Genomic DNA, 22181 nt, shown 5'->3' with positions numbered 1-22181 from the left:
GCTCGATGGTGACCGTGATAAGGAGGGCGTGAGATGAGCAGTTGGATCTTCTGGGATCTCTGGTGCCTGATGTGGGGGGATGCGCCGTCGCAACCGCAGGCGTTGCAGGAGTGGGAGGGGCAGGAAGAGAGTCCCGGCGCGCCTCTGCGCGGCGGGCGCTAGAAGAGGGCAAGCTGCTCGCCAGGACGGCGGAAGCCGTCACAGCGCAGTGGTGCTGGCGAGCGATCGAGCCCGAGGCGGCGCACCGCCAGGCGAAAACGCTGAGCCAGCAGGGCGGCAAACTCCCCTTCACCCCGCATCCGGGTACCAAACGCCGGACTGTTGAGCGCCCCCGCGCGGCTCTGGCGCAGGATTGAGAGCACTGCCTCCTGACGCTGGGGATAGTGCTCGGCCAGCCACTGCGTGAACAGGGGGGCCAGCTCGTGGGGCAGCCGGAGCAGTATGTAGCCGGCGCAGTCAGCGCCGGCGGCTGCCGCGCCTTCCAAGATCCGCTCCAGCTCGTGTTCGTTGAGGCGGGGGATCATGGGGGCGGCCAGCACGCCGACCGGCACGCCGGCACGGTTGAGCTGCTCTATCACCCTCACTCTTCCTTGGCCTGGCGTGGTGCGTGGCTCTAGCCGCCGGCGCAGCCCCTCATCGAGCGTCGTCACCGACACCATCACCCGGCATAACCCCTCGGCCGCCAGCTCGGCCAGTATGTCCCGATCGCGCAGCACCATGGCGCTCTTGGTGATCAGGGTCACCGGATGGTGGTGATCGCGCATCACCTCGAGCAACTGGCGGGTGAGCCGCAGTCGCTGCTCGATGGGCTGATAGGGATCGGTGTTGGCGCCGATGCAGATCACCTCGGGTTGGTAACCGGGGCGGGCAAACTCGGCGCGCAGCAGCGCGGCGGCATTTTGCTTGGCAAACAGCCGGGTCTCGAAGTCGAGGCCGGGGGAGAGCTCTAGGTAGGCATGGCTCGGTCTGGCATAGCAGTAGATGCAGCCATGCTCACACCCTTGATAGGGGTTGATCGAGGCATTGAAAGGGACATCGGGCGAGCGGTTGCGGCTGATGATGGAGCGGGCGTTGATCTCGCTGACCGAGGTGGTGGGGGCAGGGGCGCTATGCGCTTGCCACCAGCCATCATCGACGGTCTCGATGCGCTGCAAGGTAAACCGGTGATCCACATTGTTGCTGCTGCCACGCCCTGCCATCTGCATCACCCATGCACTGTATGAATAACCAGTATTTTGTGGGGAGGGGTGGGAAAAGGCAATGCACCCGCGCAGAAAAGAGGATGCCGATGGCAAGCATCGGCATCGAGGGATCAGCGCTTGAGTGGCGCGGAGGGGTGCGGGCGTGACGATAGATCTGCGGGCTTGCGGGCCGGTTGATCTTTGCTCGTCTGGTGGTGGCTGGGCTTGCGGACCGGCTGATCTTTGCTCGTCTGGTGATGGCTGGGCTTGTGGGCCGGCTGGTTTTTGCCCGTCTGATGGTGGCCTGACTTGTGGGTCGAGTGGCGCTTGTTTGACGACTTGCCATCGTGTTGCTGGTGCACGGCCTTGGCGTTGCCGCAGTTATGATGAGCCTGCTGGCAGGGGGCGGCAGCGGCGGCGAAGGTGGTGAGGCTCAGCAGGCCAGCTGCGATGAGAGCGGGGTATTTCATGATGAATCCTCTGTCGTGACGGCGCAGCCGGCAAAGAAAAGCCCGGGCTGCTTGAGCCGGGCATCCTATACGATGGCCTCTATCGAGGCCAATCATTTTACTGATTCTTTACCTAATAATGCGCAAGCGTCAGCGTGTTACAGCGCATGATGACGAAAGGCGATCTCCCCGGGCAGCGTCTTGATGACGGAGAGGGTGCCATCAAGCTGGCTGACGAGGCCGGCCCGGTTTTCGACCAGCACCACCCGGCGGATGTCGGCAAGCGATGCGCCGGCCAGCACCGCGTGGGTGCAGGCCATCTGCATGGGGGGCAGGCTGGGGTTGAAGGCCGCGTTCTCGGCGTAGCGTCCCTCGTAGATCCGGCCATTTTCGCACTCCACGGCCACCCCGGCATAACCCTGGCTATAAGGCGCGTAACTGCTGCGTGCCGCTGCCAGGGCGGCCAGCTCAAGGGGATCGCGGCTCTCAAGGTGCAGCGGATGCGCCTGCGGGCTCATCAGGGCATCGCTGATTTGAAGGTCGCCCGGGCCAAAGGAGTGGGGCAGGAACGCCTGCAGCGGGCTGTGATCATCTGGCAGGGTCACGGCCATGCTCTTGGCGGTGCTCAGTTCGTTCATGAACTGGCGGCAGTGGCCACACGGGGTGTAGTTGACGGTGATCTCGCTTATCCCGGTCTCACCACCGAGCCAGGCATTAGAGATGGCCGATTGCTCGGCGTGGATCGAGTGAAACAGCCCCTGACCGGCAAACTCCATGTTGGCCCCCAGATACCAAGCACCGCTCAGACCACTGGCGATGGCCCCCACATAGAAGCGAGAGATGGGCGCGACTGAGCAGGCGGCGGCCAGCGGCAGCAGCGCCAGGCGCAGCGCCCTGTCATCGAGCTGGCTGGCGCACTTGAGTTCGACGATCTGGGCCGGGGTGAAGCGGGCGTTGAAATCCTGATCCAACAGGGGGGAGAGGACATCCTGCAATGAGGCCGGCAGGTCGGCAAAAGGCTTGGCAAAACGGGGATGCATGACTCTTCCTCATGGCCAATCGGGGGGGCATTGTACGGCAGTGGCGCAGGAGAAAATAGTGACGGTGATCACGACCAAGGGGGGAGCGGCTCCCCCCCAGGCCTGCGAAACGTTTATCAACCTCAAACTGTGCGCCAGCTCGCAGCGCGCTCATGCCCCCAGCAGGTGATAGAGGGCAAACAGCAGCGGTGCAGCCAGCGCGGTGAGGATGCCGCACACCACCATGGCCAGTGAGGAGAAGGCGCCCTGGGTGATCCCCTGCTCGGCGCTGGCAGCGGTGCCGACGGCGTGGGCACAGGCGCCCATGGCCAGCCCCTGGGCCTCCGGATCGGTGACCCGGAGCAGCTTGAGCAGCGGAAAGCCGATCAGCGCCCCGGTGACCCCGACCACCACCACGATGGCGGCGGCGATGGCAGGGATGCCACCGAGGGATTGACTGACGCTCATGGCCAGCGGGGTGGTGATCGACTTGGTGGCGATGGAGGCCAGCATGCTGGTGTCGGCGCCGAGGAGGTGGCCGATCAGCAAGGTGGTGCTGATGGAGATCACGACCGAGAGCAGGCAGCAGAGCAGGATGGGCTTGAGCTTGGCGCGGATCTGCCGTGCCTGCTGGTAGAGGGGCAGCGCCAGAGCGACCACGGCGGGCTCGAGCAGTATGGTCAGCGGCGTGGTGCCTTGCTGGTACTGCTCAAGCGGCAGGTGGAACATGAGCAGCAGGGCGACGATCACCAGGGTCGGCAGCAGCACCGGGTTGATCACGGGCCAGGAGAGATGACGATAGAGGGTGCGGGTCAGTGAGTAGAGCACTACGGTCAGTGGCAGGGCGAGCCAGAACATCATTGCTTGTTCATCCTCTGATAGAGATGGCCGACGCAGGCCAGGATCAACACGATGCCACTGAGGATGGTGATGAGGATGAGCGGCAAAGAGTCATGGAGCGGCTCGAGCCAGGCCACCAGCCCGACCGCGACCGGCACGAACAAGATCCCCATGTGGCGCAGCAACAAGGTGGCGCCACGTTCGACCCAGGCCAGACGCACCAACTGGGTGGAGAGCAGCAGAAACAGGATCAGCATACCTATGATGCTGCCCGGAAAGGGGAAGGGCAGCAGGGCAGCGAGCCCCTTACCCAGCAGCAAGGCCGCCAGGATCACGGCACCATCGCGCAGGTAGGCCAGCAATAAGGGAAACGACATGGGCACTCCCTCCTGAGAAATGTGAGCAAGGGCGCAGTTTAACAGATCCCCTCTCATGCTGAAGGGACAAGCGGGCGCAAAGGCCAAATAATCCGGCATCAGTTCCACAAAAAGAGAGGTATGCGTGACTTTGCTCGCGTCCCTGCGCACCCTGGCTTGTGGTGCGCCCCATCCCGGCATGCTGGCCACCGTTGCCTGGAATGGCCCCTGCGCCGAGGTGCGCCTCGACAACCTGACCCAAGCGCCCTTGCCTTTGCAAGCCTGGCCCTTGTTTGATGGTGATCTCGGTCTGGCCGACGCCCCTATTTATGGGGAGGGCTTTCAGATGCTGGCCCAAACCATGGGCACTTGGTCACACCCCGAGCCCGTTGGACGCTGCCCCGATGCCGCCGTCTATCGCATCACCCGCGATGAAGGGTTTCACACCGTTCACAACCTGCTGCTGGTCGAGACGCCAACCGGCTGGCTGCTGCTCGCCTTCGCCAGTACCGAGCGCTTTGGTGGCGAGTTTCGCCTCTATCCCAGCGGGCGGTTACAGATCGTCATGCGCTGCGAGGGTCAACGTCTGCCGCCGAGCGGTCACTGGCACAGCGAGGCGCTGCTCTGTCTGGAAGGGCCGGATCGCGCGGCGCTCTTGAGCGAGCTCGGTCGCCGCCTGGCCGAGCGCCACGGCGGCAGGGCAGGGCGCCGGCCGAGCGGTTGGTGCTCCTGGTATCACTACTATGCCGAGGTGACCGAGGCGGATATCCGCGAGAACCTGGCCCAGATGCAGGCGCGTTTTCCTGAACTCGAGTACGTGCAGATCGACGATGGCTATCAGGCCTTCATGGGAGATTGGCTGACCCCCTCAGCGCGCTTTGCCGGGGGCGTGCCGGGGCTGGCCGCCGAGATCCGTGCCGCCGGGCGCAAGAGTGCGCTCTGGGTCGCCCCCTTCATCGCCGAGCCGGGCTCGCAGTTGTTTCGCGACCACCCCGACTGGTTCGTCAAGGATGAGCAGGGTCACCCCTTGCCGGCCGAGGCGGTCACCTACGGAGGTTGGCGTTGCACCCCCTGGTATGTGCTCGACGGCACCCATCCCGAGGTGCAGCAGCACCTCGAGAGCCTGTTTCGCACGCTGCGCCAGCAGTGGGGCATCGATTACTTCAAGCTCGATGCCAACTTCTGGGGCGCCATCCACGGCGGACGCTTCTTCGATGCAGGCGCCACCCGCATCGAGGCGTATCGGCGTGGCATGGCGGCCGTGCGTCGCGGTGCCGGGGAGGCCTCCTTCCTGCTTGGCTGCAATGCCCCCATCTGGCCGAGTATCGGGCTGGTCGATGGCATGAGGGTGGGCGATGACGTGGAGCGAAATGGCCCGCGGATCCGCCAGATTGCCCGCGAGCTTTTCTGCCGAGCCTGGCAGGGGGAGCAGCTCTGGATGCTCGATCCTGACTGCGTCTGCTTGCGGGATCTCCCCGGCCAGCATGCCAGCGCCGCAGAGTATGCCTTCCATCTGGCGGCCATGGTGGCGGGCGGGGGCATGGTGCTGGCCGGCGATCGGTTGCGCGATCTGGCGCCCGAGCAGGCCGCGCGGTTGCACCGCTTGCTGGCGCTGTGCCAAGCGAAGGCACCGGCAGCACACTTTGCCAGCCTGGACTTTGCCTGTGGCGAGCTGGCGTGGCATGGCCACCGCTTGCAATGCCTGTTCAACTGGGGTGAGGCGAGCCGGCGTGTTTCGCTGCCCGCCGGGGCCCGTTCGTTCTGGGATGAACGCCCGCTTGGCACGATGCTGGAGCTGCAACCGGGCGAAGGGCAGGTGGTGTGGCTGCCCTGATCAATAAAAAGAGGCCCGCGGGCCTCTTTTTGTTTTCATCTGTGCGCCGGTACGGCTAGAAGTGCCACTCCATGCCGACGGCGAGGTTGGCCGGCCCATAGCCCGGGATCTCGTTGGTCGAGGCGATGGCCTTGAGGGAGAGGGAGGGGCTGAGCGGCACACCGAGGCCCGCGCCCCCGGCAATCTGGTTACGCTGGCTGCCCATCAGGTCGGCGCGGATCACCCCGTAGAGGGATTGATCCTCACTCATGTGCACATAGCCCTGCGAAGCTTGGCTGTAGAGTTGACCGAACAGCTCGAACTGAAAGCCGTTGCGCGCCGTGATGGCGAGCGGCACCCCGGCGAAGTTGTAGAGATCGGAGCGGCTGAAGTAGCTGTTGGTGATGGTCGGGGTGAAGTCGGTGGCGTTGTAGAGGTGGGAAAAGGTGCCGGCCAGTGCCCCATAGGCCTGGCTGGGTAGCTCCAGCAGATAGAAGGGATCTGTCGGTGTTGCGGCCGCGGGCAGGGTCACCAGCAGCGCAGTCAACAGCAATCCAGAGCTCGTTTTTCCCATCCTTTTCCTCGGCAGTTGCACGCAGGTCATCCTCTTGCAGTATGCCCGCTCTGCCCCCAGACCGAAAAGAGAAAAGGCGAGAGCGGGCTCACAAAGTCACAGATTTTCCAGGTAAAGGTAGAGCTGGCGCAGCAGGGTAAAACGCTTCTCGTCGTCCTGATACTGGCTGGCCAGCGCCTCCAAGCGCGGAGCGTAATCGGGCAGACGGGTGGCAAAGTAGTCGGCGCAGTGGCTACGCCAGCGGCGCGTCTCGTCGTCGTTTAAGGTGTGCGGCCAGTTGCGGGCCCGGTAGCGAAACAGCAGCTCGGGCAGGCGCGCATCGCTAAACGAGAAGGCCCGCTCCCCGAGCAGCTCAGGGGGGGTGGCGCGCACCAACTCCATGGCCGCCTTGTCGCCCTGACCGAAGAAGCCGGCATAGAGCTGGGTATCGGGGTCGCTGTCGGCCGGGCCTTGCCACTCCTGGCTGAATACCTCGACCAGCTTTTCGCGGATCTCCGGGTGACGGCGCAGCAGATCCAGGCTCTTGCGGCACTGCTCGCGATCGATGCCCAGCTCGTCGGCGCGCTCTGCCGTCAAGGTGGCGGCGGGCGCCAGCACAGGGCACTTGTTGATGTGCACCAGCTTGACCGGCACCGCGGCCAGCTCGCCGAGATCCTCTTTACGGGTGTAGAGGCGCTCGCGCAGGGCGGCGGCGTCTAAATCGAGCAGCACCTGGGGATCGCGGGTGAGATCGACCACGATCACCGCGTTCTGGTTGGTCGGATGCCAAGCGAGCGGCGACACCCAGCTGGCGCCCCCCTGCCAGGGGGAGAACATGCCCGAGACGTGCACCAGCGGCTTCATGTTCACCACGTCGATGAGCGCCTTCACCTTGTGCTTGCTGCGCAGCTCGAACAGGTAGTCAAACAGGCGTGGCTGGGCGGTCTTGATGAGCTTGGCCATGGCGATGGTGGCCAGCACGTCCGAGAGGGCGTCGTGGGCCTGCTCGTGGCCGATGCCGTTGGCTCGGGTCAGGTTCTCGAGCTTGAAGCTCGGCTTGCCCTCGTCATCGAAGCACCATTGGATGCCCTCCGGGCGCAGGGCGTAGCAGGCGCGCACCATGTCGAGGATGTCCCAGCGCGAGTTGCCGTTCTGCCAGCTGTAGGCGTACGGATCGTAAAAGTTGCGATAGAGGGTGTAGCGGGTCACCTCGTCGTCGAAGCGAATGCTGTTGTAGCCGAGCACGCAGGTGCCCGGCGCGGCGAATTCGTCGTGGATCTGACGGATGAAGTCGGCCTCGCACAACCCGTCGCGCTGGGCTTTTTGCGGTGTGATACCGGTGATGAGGCAGGCTTCCGGCTCGGGCAGGTAGTCCGCCGGCGGCTTGCAGTAGATGACCAGCGGATCGCCGATGAGGTTGAAGTCGAGATCGGTGCGTACTCCGGCAAACTGGGCCGGCCGATCCCTGGCCGGACTGATCCCGAAGGTCTCGTAATCGTGGAAGTAGAGGGTGGGCTGGGAGCCGGAATGTGCTGTTTTGCTCATGGTGTCCAAGATGGGGCGGCGTTGCCGCTCAAGGTTGGGCGGTGGCGGGCACCGCAGCAAGGTGTGACCATGGTAAACCAAAGCGCGGCAAATGGCTCGGCCTGCACCGCGTTAATCCGCCAGCCACTGCTGTTTGCGGTAGTGGCTGCGCAGGGTGCGGTCGCTGCATGCCTCGAGCTTCCAGCGGGTGCAGCCGTTAAAGCGGGCATAATCGGCCAGCGCCGCTTCCAGTGCCGGCAGGAAGGGGCGCAGTCCGCCCGCCGCGTCATAGGCTGCGGGCTCCAGGGTCAGGCGGCGCAGTTGTAGCAGGTGGCGCGCCCTGTCGGCTTTGACATCGAGGCGGCCGATGAACTGCTCCTGCCACAGCACCGCCAGGGTGTAGTAGCCAAAGCGCCGCTTCTCTTCGGGCAGATAGACCTCGAGCTGATAGTCAAAATCGAACCAGTGGCGCAGCCGCTCGCGCTGGATCAGCAGGTTATCAAACGGATTGAGCAGCCAGACCCGATCAGGCAGGGCAGGGGGCATCTGCAAGGCGGCATCGAACCAGTGGGTCTGGCCATGGGCGCTGAAACAGGCCAGCTCGCCTGATTCGTGCAGCGCTGCCAGCGCGGCCTTGAGGTGTGGCTGCACATTGCGCCGCAGATAGCCCATCTGCTTCAAGGTGCCGTAGCCATGGGCCTCGATGAAGCGGCGCACAAGATGAAAGGCGAACTCCTCGTCGCTCGGGGGGCGGGTGTCGACGCCGGCCGGCAGCACCCGCTCGGTCAGATCGAACACCTTCTGGAAGCGCTCGCGCCGGCGCACCATCAAGGCCCCCTCCATGAACAGCTGCTCAAGCGCGCGCTTGGCCGGCTTCCACTCCCACCAGCCCCCCTTATGGCCCGGATGCTGGAAGTCGCTTGCCTTGAGCGGCCCCTCGGCACTGATGCGGGCCAGTACCTCCCCCATGACGGGGGCGTCGCGCTCGAACCAATGGCGCTGCCCTTCGCGCAGGGCCAGCTTGCGCGGCAGGCTGAAGCGGTAATCCTGCATCGGCAGCAGGGCGGCGGCGTGGGACCAGTACTCAAACAGCTCGCCTCGCTCGAGCGCCTCGCCCAGCATGGCGCCATGGTAGCCGGGTAGGCGGCTGTGCAGCACATGGTGGTGGGCCCGCTCGACCACGTGGATGGCGTCGATCTGCACATAACCGAGGCGCGCCACGGCCTCGGCCAGGTCGGTCGGTGGGGTCAGCAGCCCCTGGCGGCTCAGGTTGATACGGCGCCATTCGAGCGGGGAGAAGGGGTTATCCATGGGGCCTCCATGCCGTGGAAAGAGGAAAGGGCTTTACAACGCCAATGTACTGTACAAAAATACAGGTGTTTTCACAATGCGTAACATGAGGCGCACACGGATGAAAGTTGAAATCATCATCGACCGCAAGCATCAGGTATCCCAGAGCATCATGGATGCCCTTTATCAGGCGCTGCTCACCCGGCTGGAAGAGCACTACCCCGACGTACAGGTCAGGGTCGCGGCCGGCAGTGCCATGGCCATGAACGTGACCCGTGCCAGCCGTGAAGAGAAAGAGGAGGTCGAGGCGCTGGTGCAGTCGGTGTGGGAGGATGCCGACAGCTGGATGCCGGAAGAGGAGTCCGCCGCCTGAGGCAAGCACATAAAGCGGGGCCTTGGGCCCCGTTTTATGCTCGGCGTGGTGCTGCGATCGGCCCCGTCATGGGCGGTCGCGGGGCAAGCAACGCTTGATGAAACGCGTTGGCAACTGGCCGGCCTCTTCATCCCTAGGCGGCACGCCACTCCCCATCCTGGGTCTGCAGCGACTGGCGGGTTGCTCACAGCCCGGCCCACTGGCGCAGACTCCCTTCGTTGACCCGGCGCGGCGCATTGCGCAGCTCACCTTGCTGGCGCAGCCGGGCCAATATGGCGGGCAGGGCCGCCCGCACCTCGCGTTCGTTCATGCCGCTGCGCATCCCTGGGGAGTAGAGCATGCGGATAAGCAGGTAGTCGAGCGGGCTGAGGAAGTGATCGATGCTGCGGTCATTGAAGATGGAGAGGAAGACCCGATCCGAATCGTTGGGCAGCCCCATCACCTGGGTCAGCTCCTCGACCACGCAGTCGAGCAATTTTCCCTTGTCGCGGGCCCGATCGGTCGGAATGAGCACGGTGGCGCGGACGATCCCTAGCTGGCCTCGGCTGCTAAAATGGCCGAGGCAGAGCCCGTTTTGACGTGCGGCCAGCACATCGGCGCTATCGCCCATCCGCCGCTCAATCCAGTCCCCCATCTGCGCCTGGCGCGTCATCACCACCACCAGATTAGCGGCTGCCTCGTGTTGTACCGGTTGTATTGAAAGGCCGGTCAGGCGTGCCAGATGAGCCATCTGTACCGTTACCAGCTCGCGCTGCTGCGCCTTATCTCCGCTCTGGTTGACCAGAAAATAACGCAGCGGCTGCTCCCAGCGGGTAAGTGTCGTGTCCTGGCCGGGCTGGTATTCACGGCCGAGGGCGACGGTGATGAAGCTCTCGGTCAGATAGGCATCACGTTGCCAGCGCTCGGCGGCCAGCGGTGCCTGCACCAGCAGGGGAAAGAGCAGCAGCCAACGCAAAAGGGGCACGGATCACTCCTTGTCGAGATCGCGCCAAGTGAGCGACAGGCGCATGTCAAATTCCCACTGATGATAGTGCGGACACATATGGCAGCACAGTTGGTAGAAGGCCTTGTTGTGATCCTTTTCGCGCAGGTGGGCCAGCTCGTGCACCACGATCATCTCGAGAAACTCAGGAGGCGCCTCCTTGAACAGAGCGGCGATGCGGATCTCGTTCTTGGCCTTGAGCCGGTTTCCCTGCACCCGGCTGACATAGCTGTGCAGCCCGAGGGCATCCTTGATGATGTTGATCTTGCCGTCGAACACCACCTTGGAGAGGGGGGAGGAGCTTTTCAGGTAGCGCGCCTTGAGATCCATGGTGTAGTCGCGCAGGGCCGCGTCGCTCTGGGTGGTGTGGCGCTGGGGATAGCGTTTGGCCAGCAGGGGGCCGAGGCGCTGCTCGCGGATCAGGGTGCGTACCTGCTCGAGCAGGTGATCGGGGTAGCCGCTTAGATAGGGCAACTGCATAAGGGTTTCCTTAACACCAGGGGCCACCGGATGGTGGCCCCTGCGGATTTAGCGGCGACGATAGAGGCCGTCGGCGACCTGCTCGTAGTGATCCAGCAGGTAGAGATAGAAGGCCTGGGTCGAGGGGGGTTGCTTTTGCAAGCTGGCGATCATCTCGTTAAAGCGCGCCTGCTTGCCGATGATGAACTTCGGCTGCTGGCGCTTGAGGCTCTCCAGGGTGCGTTCGCGCACGTCATAGGGGGGATTGACGTTGGCAAAGAAGAGATAGGGCGAGGCCGGGGTGCGATCGGTCCAGAGGTAGTACTGGGGCCAGATCCCATCGACCCAGAGGGTGTCGCCGGGCTGACTCTCGGCCAGCACCCGATCGACGCGCAGCTGGGCCGCCGGATTGAACGGGCGCCCCATCTCGGTGCCGTCCCAGGCGTTGTCGATCATCACGATCAGCATGGCCAGGGTCGCCAGCCAGGGGGTGAGGCTGCGCACATCCCAGGCGCGCCACAGTGGCACCAGCACCAATACCGGCAGGGCCCACAGCAGGCTGGTACCCAGCACTTCGCGCACCCGCTCCAGTGACCACTCCTTGGTACTCCAACCAAAGCCGAGCTGCTGGGCCAGCAGCCAGGCGGCGGTGAGGATCACGCTGCCGACACAGAGCAGGGCCAGGGCATCCCCCTGCTCCTTGCTGCGATCCAGCAAGCAGGCGAGCGGCAGCAGGCCCAGTTGCAGATAGAGCACGTCGTAGTGATCGAACACATGGCCCGAGACCGAGTTGGCGATCAGGGTGAACAGCACCCCGAGCAGGGTGGCGGACAGTACCGGCAGGCTCCAGTGCCAGTTGCGCGCCAGCAATACCAGCACGAAGGCCGGCAGCAGCATGACAAGGCCGGTGCGAAACAGCCCGACGGCGCCGACGGCCAGCGAGGTGCCATTGCCGTAGCTCCCCTCGAAGAAGATGGAGAAGGAGTAGTAAACGAACTCATCGAGCACGCCGTAGTGGCGGAAGTAGGCGAGCAGCGGAGCGCCCACCAGTGCCAGGCATCCCAGACTCGAGAGCAGCAGCAGCAGGGCACTGCGCCACTGGTTGTGGATGATCCACAGCACAAACAGGGTCAGATACCAGCCTCCCCACAGGGCGCCGTTGTTCATCCGCATCCAGGCCACGATGGCGAAGGTGAGGCCGGCCACCAGCGCCGGCAGGAGGCGAAAGCGTCCGTCGAGCAGCAGGGTGATGAAGGCCCACTGGCCGATGAGGGCGAGGTGGAAGGTCCAGTCCTCGGTCATGTTGCCGTAGTAGTAGCGGGTGCCGTAGAGCGCCAGGATGGCAAGCAGGCTACCAAGGCGGGTCCGGGTCGAGAGCTCGAGCTGCTCTAAGGCATGCCAGCTGGCCAGCAGGCCGAGCCAGCAGGCGAGCCACTCCAACCCCCAGATGCCGCGAAAGCCGCCCAGCAGATAACCGAGGGCGTCGATGGCGAAGATCATCGGCCCCTTGATGTCGATCATGTCGCGATAGAGCACGCCACCGTCGGCCCACATCTTGCCCATGACGGCGAACAGGGAGGCATCAAACCCCGGTGCCATGGCATAGACCAGCGGATTACGCAGGCAGAAGAGCAGCGCCAGCAGGGCGGTCAGTATGATCACCGAGGGTGGCAGAAAAGGATAGTGACGGGGCGGCGCGAGGCGCATCGGACGGTTCATCGGCAAAAAGGCGGTACGGATGGACAAGGTGCCGCTATCTTGCCCATCCCGGCCCCGGGAGACAATGGGGCCGCCATGATTTCTTCACTTTTCAGGCGCGCCGGGGTTGGTAGTGTCCGAGCGGAGAGCGGGCGGTCAGGCTGCCCTGATGGCGGGCCCAGCGCACGAACGCATCGGCCAGGGTCAGCCCCAGCTCGCGGCGCGGGTGCGAGAGGGTGCGTCGCAGCGCCATGTAACCCTCTTTGCCGGCCGCCGTGTAGGCGCTCGACACACCGCGATAGCACGCCTGGGGCGCCACGCTCTCCCACTGGCCGGGCGCGGCCTCCCAGCGCAGGCGGGTGATGCGCTTGCCAAGCGGCGCATCGGCGTCATAGCGGTAGTCGAGGCCGGCCACATAGGGGAAGCTGCCGCTGCCGTTGCCGACCACGCCGTTGTCGGTGGCGTTGTTGATGGCCCCCTCAAGGGCATCGATCAGCTCCTGGCCGTACACCTCGTAGAGAATGAGCGGGATGGCGAAGGGGAGCAGGCGCCCGGCGATGTCGGCCTCGGTGATGGGGCCTGCCTCCAGTGAGCAGCGCACCCCGCCGGCGTTGTGCAAGGCGAAATCGACCCGGCCGACCTGCTCGCGGGTACTCCAGCGCATCGCTTCGGCCACCAGCGGGGCCAGCTCGCTGCCATGGGGATGCTGGGCATCGGGCAGGCGCTGATGGTGCAGCGGGGCGGGCAGGGTGGCGATGGAGTGGCTCGCCATCTGGCTCAGCACGGGGCGATAGTGGTGCGCCAGGTGCTGCTCCAGAGTGGGCTCGGGGGCGACGGCCGTCAGGGTCGGCAGCTCGGCCACCGCTTCCCAGAGCAGCCATTCGGTGCGGCCATCGACCTCGATCACCCGGCCCGTGTCGTCAAACCGCAGGCGGCAGACGCCGAGGGTCTGGGCGCTGTGGCCGGCGTGAAACAGCGGTACGCCGGCGTGCCATAACGGATAGGGCTCGCTGTGGCTGATCCCAAGATGGGAGAGATCCCCGAGCAGGCTGTGGGTGTGGCCGCCGACAATCAGGCTCAGCTGGGGAAAACGCTCGGCCAGCTTCTTGTCCTGCTCGATCCCCAGGTGGCTCAACAAAATGATGTGGCGAATGCCGGCCCCTTGGATGGCCGCTAGGATCTGCGCCAGCGTCTCCTCCACCGGTAGGAAGCGGGTGTGGGGATCGGGGTTGGCGATGTCGGCCATCTGGGAGAGGGTGATGCCAAGCAGGGCGAAGCGGGTTCCGCCCAGGTTTTTTTCCAGCCATGGCCGTTCGGCATCGAACAGGTTGGGCAGGCCGCGCAGCGGCGCCTGGGCCTCGCTCGGCTCGTGGCGGTTGTCTAGGTTGGCGGCCAGCACCGGGAAGGGGACGGTGCGGATGAAGTCGCGCAGCGCCTCGTTGCCAAGATCAAACTCGTGGTTGCCGATCACCATGGCATCGGGGGCGAGCTGACCGAGCAAGGTGGCGTTGGCCCGCTCCTTGAACCGGTTGAAATAGAGCGACCCTTGGAAGGTATCTCCGGCGTGCAGGAAGAGGTGGGGGGTCGCGCAGGCCTGCGCCTCGGCCCGCAGCTGGGCGATGCGGGTGGCTATTCTGGGATAGCCGCCGCACTCGCGCATCACACTCTGGCCATCCGGCGTCAGCAGGCGCAGTGGCGCCCCGTCGAAATGGGAGTGGCAATCGCTCATGTGGGCGAGATGAAGGGCTACAGGCATGGCGCCTCCTTCGTCGATGCAGCAGGAAAGGGAGGCAAGTCTAACGCAGGGTCAGGGGGGAGGGCCAGCTTCGGCTGACCCTCATACGGTCAGAGCGGCACCATGATCTGGGTCGCCAGGATCACCACCAGCAGGCCGACCGCCACCGGCAGCGAGGTGCGCTTGACCACCTCGAACGGGGAGAGGTTGGCCATCCCTGAGCAGGCCACCACCACGCCGGAAACGGGCGAGACGGTGCGCCCCAGGTTGGAGGCTTGCAACATGGGGATCACCAGGTAGGCGGGGTTGATGCCAAGGCTGGTGGCCAGGCTCGGGATCAGCTCGACGAAGGCGTAGAAGGGGGCGTTGCCCGAGCCTGTGGTGAAGGCGGCGAGGGTGGTGATCACCACCAGGGCCAGCATCATGATCATGGCGCCGGAGCCGAAGTTCTGGGCCTGGGCCAGCAGGGTATCGATAAAGCCGATGGTCATCAGGCCCTGGGCAAACACGCCGGCGCCGACCAGTAGCATCACCACGCCGGCGAAGGCGTCGGCCATGTGGCGCCAGCACACCTGCAAGCCGTCGAGCAGTAACCGGCCACTGCGAAGGCGCAGCAGCTCAAGCAGGCAGACCAGCACCATGCAGATGACGATGATGGTGACGATGTCGAGCTGGGGGCCCCATTTGCCATCGAAGATCAGCACCCCGATGATGGGGGTGAAGGGGAGGATGGCGTAGAAGGCGGGCGCCGTGGTCTTGAGCTCACTCGGTGCCACCGGCTCATTGCGCTCACCGGCGCGGCGATCCAGGTAACGCTGCCAGAAGAAGTGGGTCACCGCCATGCAGGCGATGGCGAGCAGGGAGATGGGCAGGGTCAGGCGAAAGGCAAAGTCGAGCAGCTCCATGTTGGCGGCCTGGGCGGCCATCACCACGTCCCCCGAGGTGGGGGCGAGGATGATGGCCGCTGGTGAGGCACACACGGCGGCGGCCGCGCCGCGCGAGATCCCCATGTTGACCATCAGCGGGAACAGGGTCGCCATCAGCAGTACGCCGAGTCCGGTGGCTGAGCTGACGGCCAGCGACATGGCACAGGCGACCAGGTAGGCCGCCACCAGCAGGAGGTAGGGCGATCGAATGATGCGCAGTGGCCGGCTGGCCAGCTTGACCAGGATGTCGTTGGCGCCGATGTGGCCCATGTAGCCGGCAAAACCGCACAGCACCATGATCAGCATACCGAGTCCACCGCCCCGATCGTTGAGCAGGAAACGGACGTATTCGAAGATATCGGTGGCGAGATAACCGGTGCTGGCCACCTTGGCCGGCAGAATAGGACGACCCATCAGGGCGGTGATGGCCAGCAGCAGCAGGCCCCCGCCGAGCAGCACGCCGGTGGCGGAGTAGCCTTTGAAGATGGCCCGGCCCACCAGCAGGGTGATCAGGGTGCCGATAAGCAGTGAGAGCATAGGAAATCCTGTCAGAAGGGAGTCGGATGATTCTATGACGCTGTCGCCGATCCGGCGAGAATAAAGCGGGTCTATTTTGATTCAGCGCAGAATTTCTTGGGAATCATCGTATTGCGCTCACAATGCGGGGGACGTAGGGTGGTTATCATGATGCTGAGATGTTGCCAAGCCGGAGGCCAAGAATGAACAGAACAGGATGCTGGTTGGGAGCATGGCTCCTGCTAGGAGCCCTGCCGGCTCAGGGCGCGATGGTGCAGAGTGAATCCTCCGTTCAGGTCAATTTCTACCCCATTACGGCGGCCACGGCGCGGCAGTGGCTACCGGCTCTGGGGATCCGCGCCCCCTTGGTGGGGGAGGTCAGGGTGCTGGGCAAAGCCTCTTACCGGCTTGACTGGCAGCTGGATCTTGAGCCCAGCGCGCAGGGGTGCCGGCTGCGGCAGGTGACCACTCGTCTGAAAGGGGAGGTTGCGCTGCCCCGCTGGTATGAGCTGGAGGCGGCCAGTGCCCACGAGCGGCGTGACTGGTATGCCCTGCTGGGAGCGCTGGCCGATTATGAGGGGACGCAGCGGCGGCTGGTGCAGGATGGGGCCTGGCAGATCGGTTACGCCATCGCGGCGTTGCCAACGGCCGTCAGTTGCCCGGCGCTGCAAGAGGCCGCCTGGCAACAGGGCCAGCAGGAGCTCAAGCGAGTGCAAAAGGCGCTGAACGTTCAGGCCGAGCAGAGTGGCCATGGCCGCCGCTTCGGGGCGAGCTGGCCGCAGTAAGGCCCTCCTGCCCGGATAAAAAAAGAGCGCCTGATGGCGCTCTTTTTGGTGGGATCAGGAGAGGGGTTTTCCCTTGATCAGTTTGCGAACCCAGTAGCGAGCCGGGTGCAGCGCGTTAAGGAGATCGCGGGATAACCCGAGCGGCTCGCCACAGATCTCGGCGGCGAGCAGCTCACCACACAGGGGGGCAGAGCAGAGGCCGCGCGAGCCCAGCGCCCCGATAACGAACAGTCCGGGCCAGGTCGGCAATGGCCACGCTGGCTCGTCGGCATGCTCGCGCCATTGCGCCTCGAGGTGGTCAAGCCGTGCGAGCGGCCCCACGACCGGGAGGTGATCGCGGCTGGCGCTGCGCACCCCGACGCGGGCATCGCCATCGGAGAGATCGACCCGCTGTGGCCAGATCTGATCAGGCAGGCAGGCGATCAGGCGCTCCCGGTTGTCGGCCTGCTCCTCGGCGCGGTAGGTGAGGTCGGTCTGGTTGCGGCCATAGCTGGCACCGATGCAGTGGCGCCCTGCATGGGCCGGAGTGAGGTAGCCGTCGTAGCAGAGCACTTGCTTGAGCGGGGCCAGCTCGGGGTTGCTTCTGGCGTGGCTGACCTGGCCGCGCACCAGATAGATCGGCAGCTCGGCAAAGGGCAGCAGCTCCGGCAGGCGGTGGCCGGCGGCGATCACCAGGTTAGGCGCCTGCCAGCGTCCAGCGGATCCCTCGGCAATCCATTGTTCACCCTCTTCGCGCACGGTCGTGACGGCGACCTGGTAATGACAGGTCAGGCGGTCTGTCGCGGCCGCCTCTGCCAGGGCGGCGCGGGTCAGATCGGCCGGACAGAGCCAGCCTCCTTGCGGGTAGCTGACCCCGTCACAGCCGGTGGCAAGGCCCACTAGAGTCTGCATCTGCTCGGCCGTTGTTCGCTGCACCAGTTCCGGCGGGAAGGGGCCGGTCAGCATCTTGGCCAGCTTCTGGGCGGACTTCTCATCGTAGCCAAGTTGCGTCACGCCGCAGAGATCGAAGGCAATGTCGTGGTGCTCGGCCAGATCATGCAGACGGGCCCGGGCAAACGGGAAGGCGGCGGCATAAAAGCGCGACAGCGTATCGTGCTCGCCGCCAAGCAGGGGATAGAGCGCCCCCTGGCGGTTGCCGGAGGCGCCTGCGGCCGGCGCCGCGTCGGCGCAGAGCAAGGTGACATTTTTGCCGCGCCGAACCAAGGCGAGGGCGGTCATGGCCGATGCTATGCCGCCGCCCACTATGATGATCTCACCTGCACGACCCGCCGGGCGGGGATAACCGCGCTGCATGCCTGATTCGGGCTGCTTATCTTGGCGCTGGCCAATTAGCATCTCGCGCTTGCTGCCATAGCCTTTTACCTTTTGCATGGCCCAGCCGGCGTCAATCAGGCCACGACGCACAAAGCCGGCGCAGGTGAAGGTGGCGAGGGTTGCGCTGCTCCGAGCCAGACGAGCCAGCCCGGCAAAGAGCTCAGGCGTCCACATCTGCGGGTTCTTGGCTGGCGCGAAACCGTCGAGAAACCAGGCATCCACCATGCCGTCGGCCCCGTGAGGCACTTGGGGCAGGCAATCTTGAATGTCACCAAACCAGAGATCCAAGGTGATCCGTCCTGCGTCAAATTGCAGGCGATGGCAGCCGGGCAGAGCCTGCGGCCACTGAGCCACCAAGGATGCGCTGAAATCGGCCAGCTCGGGCCAGGCGGCCAATGCTTGGCTGAGATCGCGCCGGGTGAGGGGGAATTTCTCGAAACTGGTGAAATGCAGCCGACGCGCCCCTTCATGGCTGGCGGCGAGATGGGTCGCAAAGGCCTGCCAACTGGCGAGAAAATTGAGTCCGGTGCCAAAACCTGTCTCGGCGATGACGAAAAGATCGCGATCGTGGTGCGAAAATCGTTCAGGTAACCGATTTTGCTGCAAAAATACGTAGCGGGTTTCGTTCAGCCCATTATCATTGGAAAAGTAAACATCCCCGAACTCGCTGGAGACTGGCGTGCCCGCCTCATTCCACTCCAGTTGGGCATGATGTAGTGATGTTTGGCTCACGTTGACTCCAACTCCCGTCACAAAACGCGGGCATTCTACGTGAAAGCAGACCAGTTTGGCAGCCGAAAGCGGGTAGACTCGGTGCCAGTATTACCAGACGAGATGGATTAATGAGAAGAGCAGTGATCACCGGTATCGGCGTCATCTCCAGTATCGGCAACAATAAGGAAGAAGTACTGGCCTCCCTGAAAGCAGGCAAGTCCGGGATTACCTATTCCGAGCAGTTTGAGCAGTACAACCTGCGCAGCCGTGTCTGGGGAAACATCAAACTCGAGCCGTCTGAACTGATCGACCGTAAAGTCATGCGTTTCATGGGTGACGCCGCGGCCTACGCCTACCTCTCCATGCAGCAGGCCATCGAAGACGCCGGCCTGCCGGAGGAGATGGTCTCCAACGAGCGCACCGGTATCGTCACCGGTTCCGGCGGCGCCTCCGGCAAGAACACCTCGGAGTCTGCGGACATCGCCCGTGAGAAGGGCGTCAAGCGCGTGGGGCCTTACATGGTGCCGCGCACCATGTCCTCCACCACCTCCGCCTGCCTTGCCACCCCGTTCAAGATCAAGGGGGTCAACTACACCATCAGCTCCGCCTGCGCCACCTCTGCCCACTGCATCGGTCACGCTCTGGAACTGATCCAGCTTGGCAAGCAGGACATCATCTTTGCCGGCGGCGGCGAGGAGCTGGACTGGTCTTCCACCATCCAGTTCGACGCCATGGGCGCGCTCTCCACCAAGTACAACGACAACCCGGAAAAAGCCTCCCGTACCTATGACGCGGATCGCGATGGTTTCGTCATCTCCGGTGGCGGTGGCATCGTGGTGGTCGAGGAGCTGGAACACGCCCTGGCCCGTGGTGCCCACATCTACGCCGAGATCACCGGTTACGGTGCCACGTCCGATGGCTATGACATGGTGGCCCCGAGCGGTGAAGGCGCCGTGCGTTGCATGAAGATGGCGATGCAGGGGGTTGGCAAGGTGGATTACATCAACACCCACGGCACCTCCACCCCGGTCGGTGACACCAAGGAGCTGGAAGCCATCCAGACCCTGTTTGGCAGCAATGCACCCAAGCTCTCCGCCACCAAGGCGATGACCGGTCATGCCCTGGGCGCCGCCGGTGTGCACGAGGCCGTCTATTCCCTGCTGATGATGGAACACGGCTTCATCGCCCCCAGCATCAACATCGAGAATCTGGACGAGAAGGCCGTGGGTCTGCCCATCGTGCGCGAGTACGAGGCCGCCGATCTCAATACTGTCATGTCCAACAGCTTCGGCTTTGGCGGCACCAACGCCTCTTTGGTGTTCAGCAAGTTCAAAGGCTGATGAGCTGTCGAAATAGAAAAGGGCGCCTTCGGGCGCCCTTTTTGTTGTCACTGCGGGGGGGTTAGGCTGGTTCGGCTGTGCCGAGCCAGCGCTTCATGAACTGGGCTCCCGGGCCATATTCGCGCAGGCATTTGCTGGTGGGTGAGGGGGCAAATCCCTGGCGCTGCCAGTAGGCGGGGGCATCCTGCACCGCGACCAACGCCACCTCTTCATAGCCATCCTGCCTGGCGTAATTGAGCGCGGTATCGATGAGACGTTGGCCGATGCCAAGGCCGCGCGCGCTCGGCGAGATGGCCAGATCGTGCATATAGAAGAGTTCATCCCCTTCGAGGTGGGTCAGCGCAGTAGAGAGTGAAGGGGGAGGGCCGTCGTGCCAGGGATGGCAGAGCAGGTAGCCGAGCACTTCCCGCGCATGCTCGGCCACCCAGCAGGTTGCGGGGGAGAGCTGCACTTTGTTGCGCAGGGTATCGAGGGGTTCCGGGGTCAGGGCGTGGTAGCATTGCGCCTGAATGCGCAGGATGGCGCTCCAGTCATCGTGCTGGATATTCCGTATCAAGACAGTCATTTTCCCTAAATTCTGCTGTTAAAAACACCAGTTGTCGGTGCATGTTAACAAAATAGGGCAGAAAAGATAAGGGGCCGGAAGGCCCCCTGTCGCTCGATGCTTAGTCGAGGAATTCACACAGGTACGCCGTGGCCTGTTTGACCTCCAGCTTGAAGGAGGAGTGACCAGGCACTTGGAAGGCCTGGCCGGCCTGATAGGTGTGCCACTCATCTTCATCCTTGAGCTGGATGGTCAAGGCACCTTTAACGACCGTCATGCGCTCGGGGGCGGCGGTATTGAACTCATAATGGCCTGCGGCCATCACGCCGACGGTGGCTTTATCGCCCTTGTGCTCGAAACCGATAGATTTTACGTTTCCGTCAAAATACTCGTTGCTTTTCAACATCTTCTCGTCCTTGTAGCTGAGTGCTGTGGGCAAATTAGCATGCCATGCCGCCGCTTGTCATGGGGAATTTGCTGGGGGCTGCGTCCCCATCGGTCGCACTATCAGCATAAGGTGGGTTATCAATAGTGGAGGTGATTGTAACCTCCATTTAAAACGAGATTTAAATATGAGATAAAACGTGCCCACAGGGCTATGAACAGGCATTGTTGGCCCTGTTTGGTCAAACATATTGCACGTATGTGCATGCAAAACTAATAAGGAAACTCTGTGTTGACAAAAGGATTGGTGAAAAATATCGGCTTTCAGGTCATGGTTGCCATGGTGCTGGGGGCGGCGGTTGGTGCGCTCATGGGTGAGCAAGCCAGCGTCTTTGCGCCGCTCGGTACCCTGTTTATTCAACTCATCAAGATGCTGGTGATCCCACTGGTGGCGGTTGCCATCATCTCGGGGGCCGCCAATTTGGGGGCCAGTCCGGCAGCCGGCAAGATCGGTGTCACCACCCTGGCCTTCTTCCTCATCACCTCAGCCCTGGCAGTGCTGCTGGCGCTGGTGATGGGTAAGCTGTTCCAGCCTGGGGTCGGCGTCGATCTCAGCAGTGTCGAGGGGATGTTCTCCGGTGATTATGCCGACAAGGGGGTGCTGCCTGATGCCGTCACGACCCTGCTTGGCATGATCCCCACCAACGTGTTCCAGTCGCTCAATGAGGCGAACATCCTGCAGATCTTGGTGTTCTGCCTGTTCCTCGGAATTGCGATTGCCAAGCAGCCGCGCGAGAAGTCTAAGCCGCTGGTCGATGGGCTCAATACCCTGGTCGATGCCTTCGTGTGGATGATCAACAAGGTGATGTTTCGGACTCCATACAAGGGGTTTCAAGTGAATCCAAATTAATAAACCTTTATTATCTTAGGCCGTTTTTTACCTACGAAATGCAGTTGGATGTATAGACGTTTACCTTCGGATAACGGTTTTCCAGTAGAGAAATAGCTTTCGTCAGTAAAATGAAGAGTCATGCTGTCATAAGCTTCTATCTTTCTACCTGCCGACAAGTCTTGTGACATAGATATCGTATCTGTTTTCTTAAATGGCCAAATGCCTTGATGCCACTCTAAAACCCAATGCTCAATTGTGATCGGTCTGTTGTTCAGATTTCTTATGTAGATTTCATTCCCTTCAGTTATTGAGCTTGTCAGATTGTAAGACGTCTCAACCCTAAAGTGATTTTGACGAATCTCCCAAATTTTTAAGCAAGCCAAACCCGTCGATATAAGTGCTCCCCATACAGCAAGAATGGCAGTAAGTAAGTCCATTTAAGTTCCTTTTCAAGGTTGTCCATTGACCATGCTAACATCAAATTTTCATTGGTA

Annotated in this window: 22 protein-coding genes and 1 pseudogene; 6 read left to right on the top strand and 17 right to left on the bottom strand. The window is 63.2% G+C overall.

Annotation, left to right across the window (positions count from 1 at the left end; translation table 11 throughout):
- Positions 1 to 33 precede the first annotated feature (33 nt).
- Positions 34 to 162 carry a hypothetical protein gene (locus BN1134_RS20265; protein ID WP_269746949.1) on the top strand — a complete coding sequence of 43 codons (129 nt, stop codon included), beginning with the start codon at positions 34 to 36 and terminating at the stop codon, positions 160 to 162.
- Here BN1134_RS20265 and BN1134_RS03200 read toward each other — a convergent pair.
- From BN1134_RS03200 to BN1134_RS03180, 5 genes are all read right to left on the bottom strand, one after another.
- The gene (locus BN1134_RS03200) at positions 159 to 1199 is read right to left on the bottom strand and encodes a PA0069 family radical SAM protein (RefSeq protein WP_042045291.1); all 1041 of its coding nucleotides are present in this window, start codon (positions 1197 to 1199) and stop codon (positions 159 to 161) included. The genes BN1134_RS20265 and BN1134_RS03200 overlap by 4 nt on opposite strands.
- A gap of 113 nt (positions 1200 to 1312) precedes the next feature.
- A complete protein-coding gene (locus tag BN1134_RS03195) occupies positions 1313 to 1651 on the bottom strand; it encodes a hypothetical protein (RefSeq protein ID WP_042045204.1) in 339 nt (112 codons plus the stop codon).
- A gap of 137 nt (positions 1652 to 1788) precedes the next feature.
- On the bottom strand, positions 1789 to 2670 hold the full coding sequence (gene cdd / locus BN1134_RS03190; RefSeq protein WP_042045203.1) for a cytidine deaminase: 882 nt from the start codon (positions 2668 to 2670) through the stop codon (positions 1789 to 1791).
- 150 nt (positions 2671 to 2820) lie between these two features.
- Entirely contained in the window at positions 2821 to 3510 is a 690-nt protein-coding gene (locus tag BN1134_RS03185; protein WP_042045202.1) for an LrgB family protein, read from the bottom strand.
- Positions 3507 to 3866 (bottom strand): CidA/LrgA family protein, encoded by a 360-nt coding sequence (locus BN1134_RS03180; RefSeq protein ID WP_042045201.1) that lies wholly within the window; start codon positions 3864 to 3866, stop codon positions 3507 to 3509. The genes BN1134_RS03185 and BN1134_RS03180 overlap by 4 nt, the downstream gene beginning before the upstream one ends.
- A 178-nt stretch (positions 3867 to 4044) precedes the next feature.
- On the opposite strand from BN1134_RS03180, the gene BN1134_RS03175 reads away from it, so the two are divergent.
- Positions 4045 to 5679, top strand: a complete 1635-nt coding sequence (locus BN1134_RS03175; protein ID WP_042045290.1) for a glycoside hydrolase family 36 protein — start codon at positions 4045 to 4047, stop codon at positions 5677 to 5679.
- Between the two features lie 55 nt (positions 5680 to 5734).
- Here BN1134_RS03175 and BN1134_RS03170 read toward each other — a convergent pair whose 3' ends face one another.
- From BN1134_RS03170 to BN1134_RS03160, 3 genes are all read right to left on the bottom strand, one after another.
- Complete coding sequence (locus BN1134_RS03170; RefSeq protein WP_156991637.1) at positions 5735 to 6232, bottom strand: hypothetical protein; 498 nt, start codon at positions 6230 to 6232, stop codon at positions 5735 to 5737.
- Between the two features lie 96 nt (positions 6233 to 6328).
- Positions 6329 to 7756: an exodeoxyribonuclease I gene (sbcB, locus tag BN1134_RS03165; protein ID WP_042045199.1), complete on the bottom strand. Its 1428-nt coding sequence runs from the start codon at positions 7754 to 7756 to the stop codon at positions 6329 to 6331.
- 111 nt (positions 7757 to 7867) lie between these two features.
- Complete coding sequence (locus BN1134_RS03160) at positions 7868 to 9046, bottom strand: winged helix-turn-helix domain-containing protein (protein WP_042045198.1); 1179 nt, start codon at positions 9044 to 9046, stop codon at positions 7868 to 7870.
- A 100-nt stretch (positions 9047 to 9146) separates the two neighbouring features.
- Between BN1134_RS03160 and BN1134_RS03155 the strand changes: the two genes are divergently transcribed.
- Positions 9147 to 9398, top strand: a complete 252-nt coding sequence (locus tag BN1134_RS03155) for a DinI-like family protein (protein WP_042045197.1) — start codon at positions 9147 to 9149, stop codon at positions 9396 to 9398.
- Between the two features lie 184 nt (positions 9399 to 9582).
- Here the strand turns inward: BN1134_RS03155 and BN1134_RS03150 are convergent, their stop codons facing one another.
- From BN1134_RS03150 to dcuC, 5 genes are all read right to left on the bottom strand, one after another.
- Positions 9583 to 10362 (bottom strand): DUF2927 domain-containing protein, encoded by a 780-nt coding sequence (locus tag BN1134_RS03150; RefSeq protein WP_042045196.1) that lies wholly within the window; start codon positions 10360 to 10362, stop codon positions 9583 to 9585.
- A gap of 3 nt (positions 10363 to 10365) precedes the next feature.
- Positions 10366 to 10860, bottom strand: coding sequence for a M48 family metallopeptidase (locus BN1134_RS03145; protein ID WP_042045195.1), 495 nt, complete (start codon positions 10858 to 10860; stop codon positions 10366 to 10368).
- Positions 10861 to 10908: 48 nt separating this feature from the next.
- Positions 10909 to 12558 (bottom strand): hypothetical protein, encoded by a 1650-nt coding sequence (locus BN1134_RS03140; RefSeq protein WP_042045289.1) that lies wholly within the window; start codon positions 12556 to 12558, stop codon positions 10909 to 10911.
- Between the two features lie 91 nt (positions 12559 to 12649).
- Entirely contained in the window at positions 12650 to 14293 is a 1644-nt protein-coding gene (locus tag BN1134_RS03135) for a bifunctional metallophosphatase/5'-nucleotidase (RefSeq protein ID WP_042045194.1), read from the bottom strand.
- An 89-nt stretch (positions 14294 to 14382) separates the two neighbouring features.
- Positions 14383 to 15735: an anaerobic C4-dicarboxylate transporter DcuC gene (dcuC, locus tag BN1134_RS03130; RefSeq protein ID WP_042045193.1), complete on the bottom strand. Its 1353-nt coding sequence runs from the start codon at positions 15733 to 15735 to the stop codon at positions 14383 to 14385.
- Between the two features lie 203 nt (positions 15736 to 15938).
- On the opposite strand from dcuC, the gene BN1134_RS03125 reads away from it, so the two are divergent.
- Complete coding sequence (locus BN1134_RS03125; RefSeq protein ID WP_198133132.1) at positions 15939 to 16499, top strand: DUF922 domain-containing protein; 561 nt, start codon at positions 15939 to 15941, stop codon at positions 16497 to 16499.
- A 54-nt stretch (positions 16500 to 16553) separates the two neighbouring features.
- Here BN1134_RS03125 and mnmC read toward each other — a convergent pair whose 3' ends face one another.
- Positions 16554 to 18566 carry a bifunctional tRNA (5-methylaminomethyl-2-thiouridine)(34)-methyltransferase MnmC2/FAD-dependent 5-carboxymethylaminomethyl-2-thiouridine(34) oxidoreductase MnmC1 gene (gene mnmC / locus BN1134_RS03120; protein ID WP_415857795.1) on the bottom strand — a complete coding sequence of 671 codons (2013 nt, stop codon included), beginning with the start codon at positions 18564 to 18566 and terminating at the stop codon, positions 16554 to 16556.
- Positions 18567 to 18655: 89 nt separating this feature from the next.
- Here mnmC and fabB point away from each other — a divergent pair, with 89 nt between their 5' ends.
- Positions 18656 to 19867, top strand: a complete 1212-nt coding sequence (gene fabB / locus BN1134_RS03115) for a beta-ketoacyl-ACP synthase I (RefSeq protein WP_042045190.1) — start codon at positions 18656 to 18658, stop codon at positions 19865 to 19867.
- A gap of 61 nt (positions 19868 to 19928) precedes the next feature.
- On the opposite strand, the gene BN1134_RS03110 is transcribed toward fabB, so the two are convergent.
- Both BN1134_RS03110 and ppnP read right to left on the bottom strand, forming a co-directional pair.
- The gene (locus tag BN1134_RS03110; protein WP_042045188.1) at positions 19929 to 20432 is read right to left on the bottom strand and encodes a GNAT family N-acetyltransferase; all 504 of its coding nucleotides are present in this window, start codon (positions 20430 to 20432) and stop codon (positions 19929 to 19931) included.
- 100 nt (positions 20433 to 20532) lie between these two features.
- Positions 20533 to 20817, bottom strand: a complete 285-nt coding sequence (gene ppnP, locus BN1134_RS03105) for a pyrimidine/purine nucleoside phosphorylase (protein WP_042045187.1) — start codon at positions 20815 to 20817, stop codon at positions 20533 to 20535.
- Positions 20818 to 21084: 267 nt separating this feature from the next.
- Here ppnP and BN1134_RS03100 point away from each other — a divergent pair.
- Positions 21085 to 21675: pseudogene (locus BN1134_RS03100) on the top strand (dicarboxylate/amino acid:cation symporter); the annotation flags it as partial.
- A gap of 26 nt (positions 21676 to 21701) precedes the next feature.
- On the opposite strand, the gene BN1134_RS19560 reads toward BN1134_RS03100, so the two are convergent.
- Positions 21702 to 22124: a hypothetical protein gene (locus BN1134_RS19560; RefSeq protein WP_045526735.1), complete on the bottom strand. Its 423-nt coding sequence runs from the start codon at positions 22122 to 22124 to the stop codon at positions 21702 to 21704.
- Positions 22125 to 22181: the final 57 nt, after the last annotated feature.

The sequence above is a fragment of the Aeromonas simiae genome (assembly GCF_000820125.1).
Taxonomy (GTDB): Bacteria; Pseudomonadota; Gammaproteobacteria; order Enterobacterales; family Aeromonadaceae; genus Aeromonas; species Aeromonas simiae.
The sequence above is the reverse complement of the archived record's forward strand: the minus strand, read 5'-3'. Positions and strand labels throughout refer to the sequence as shown.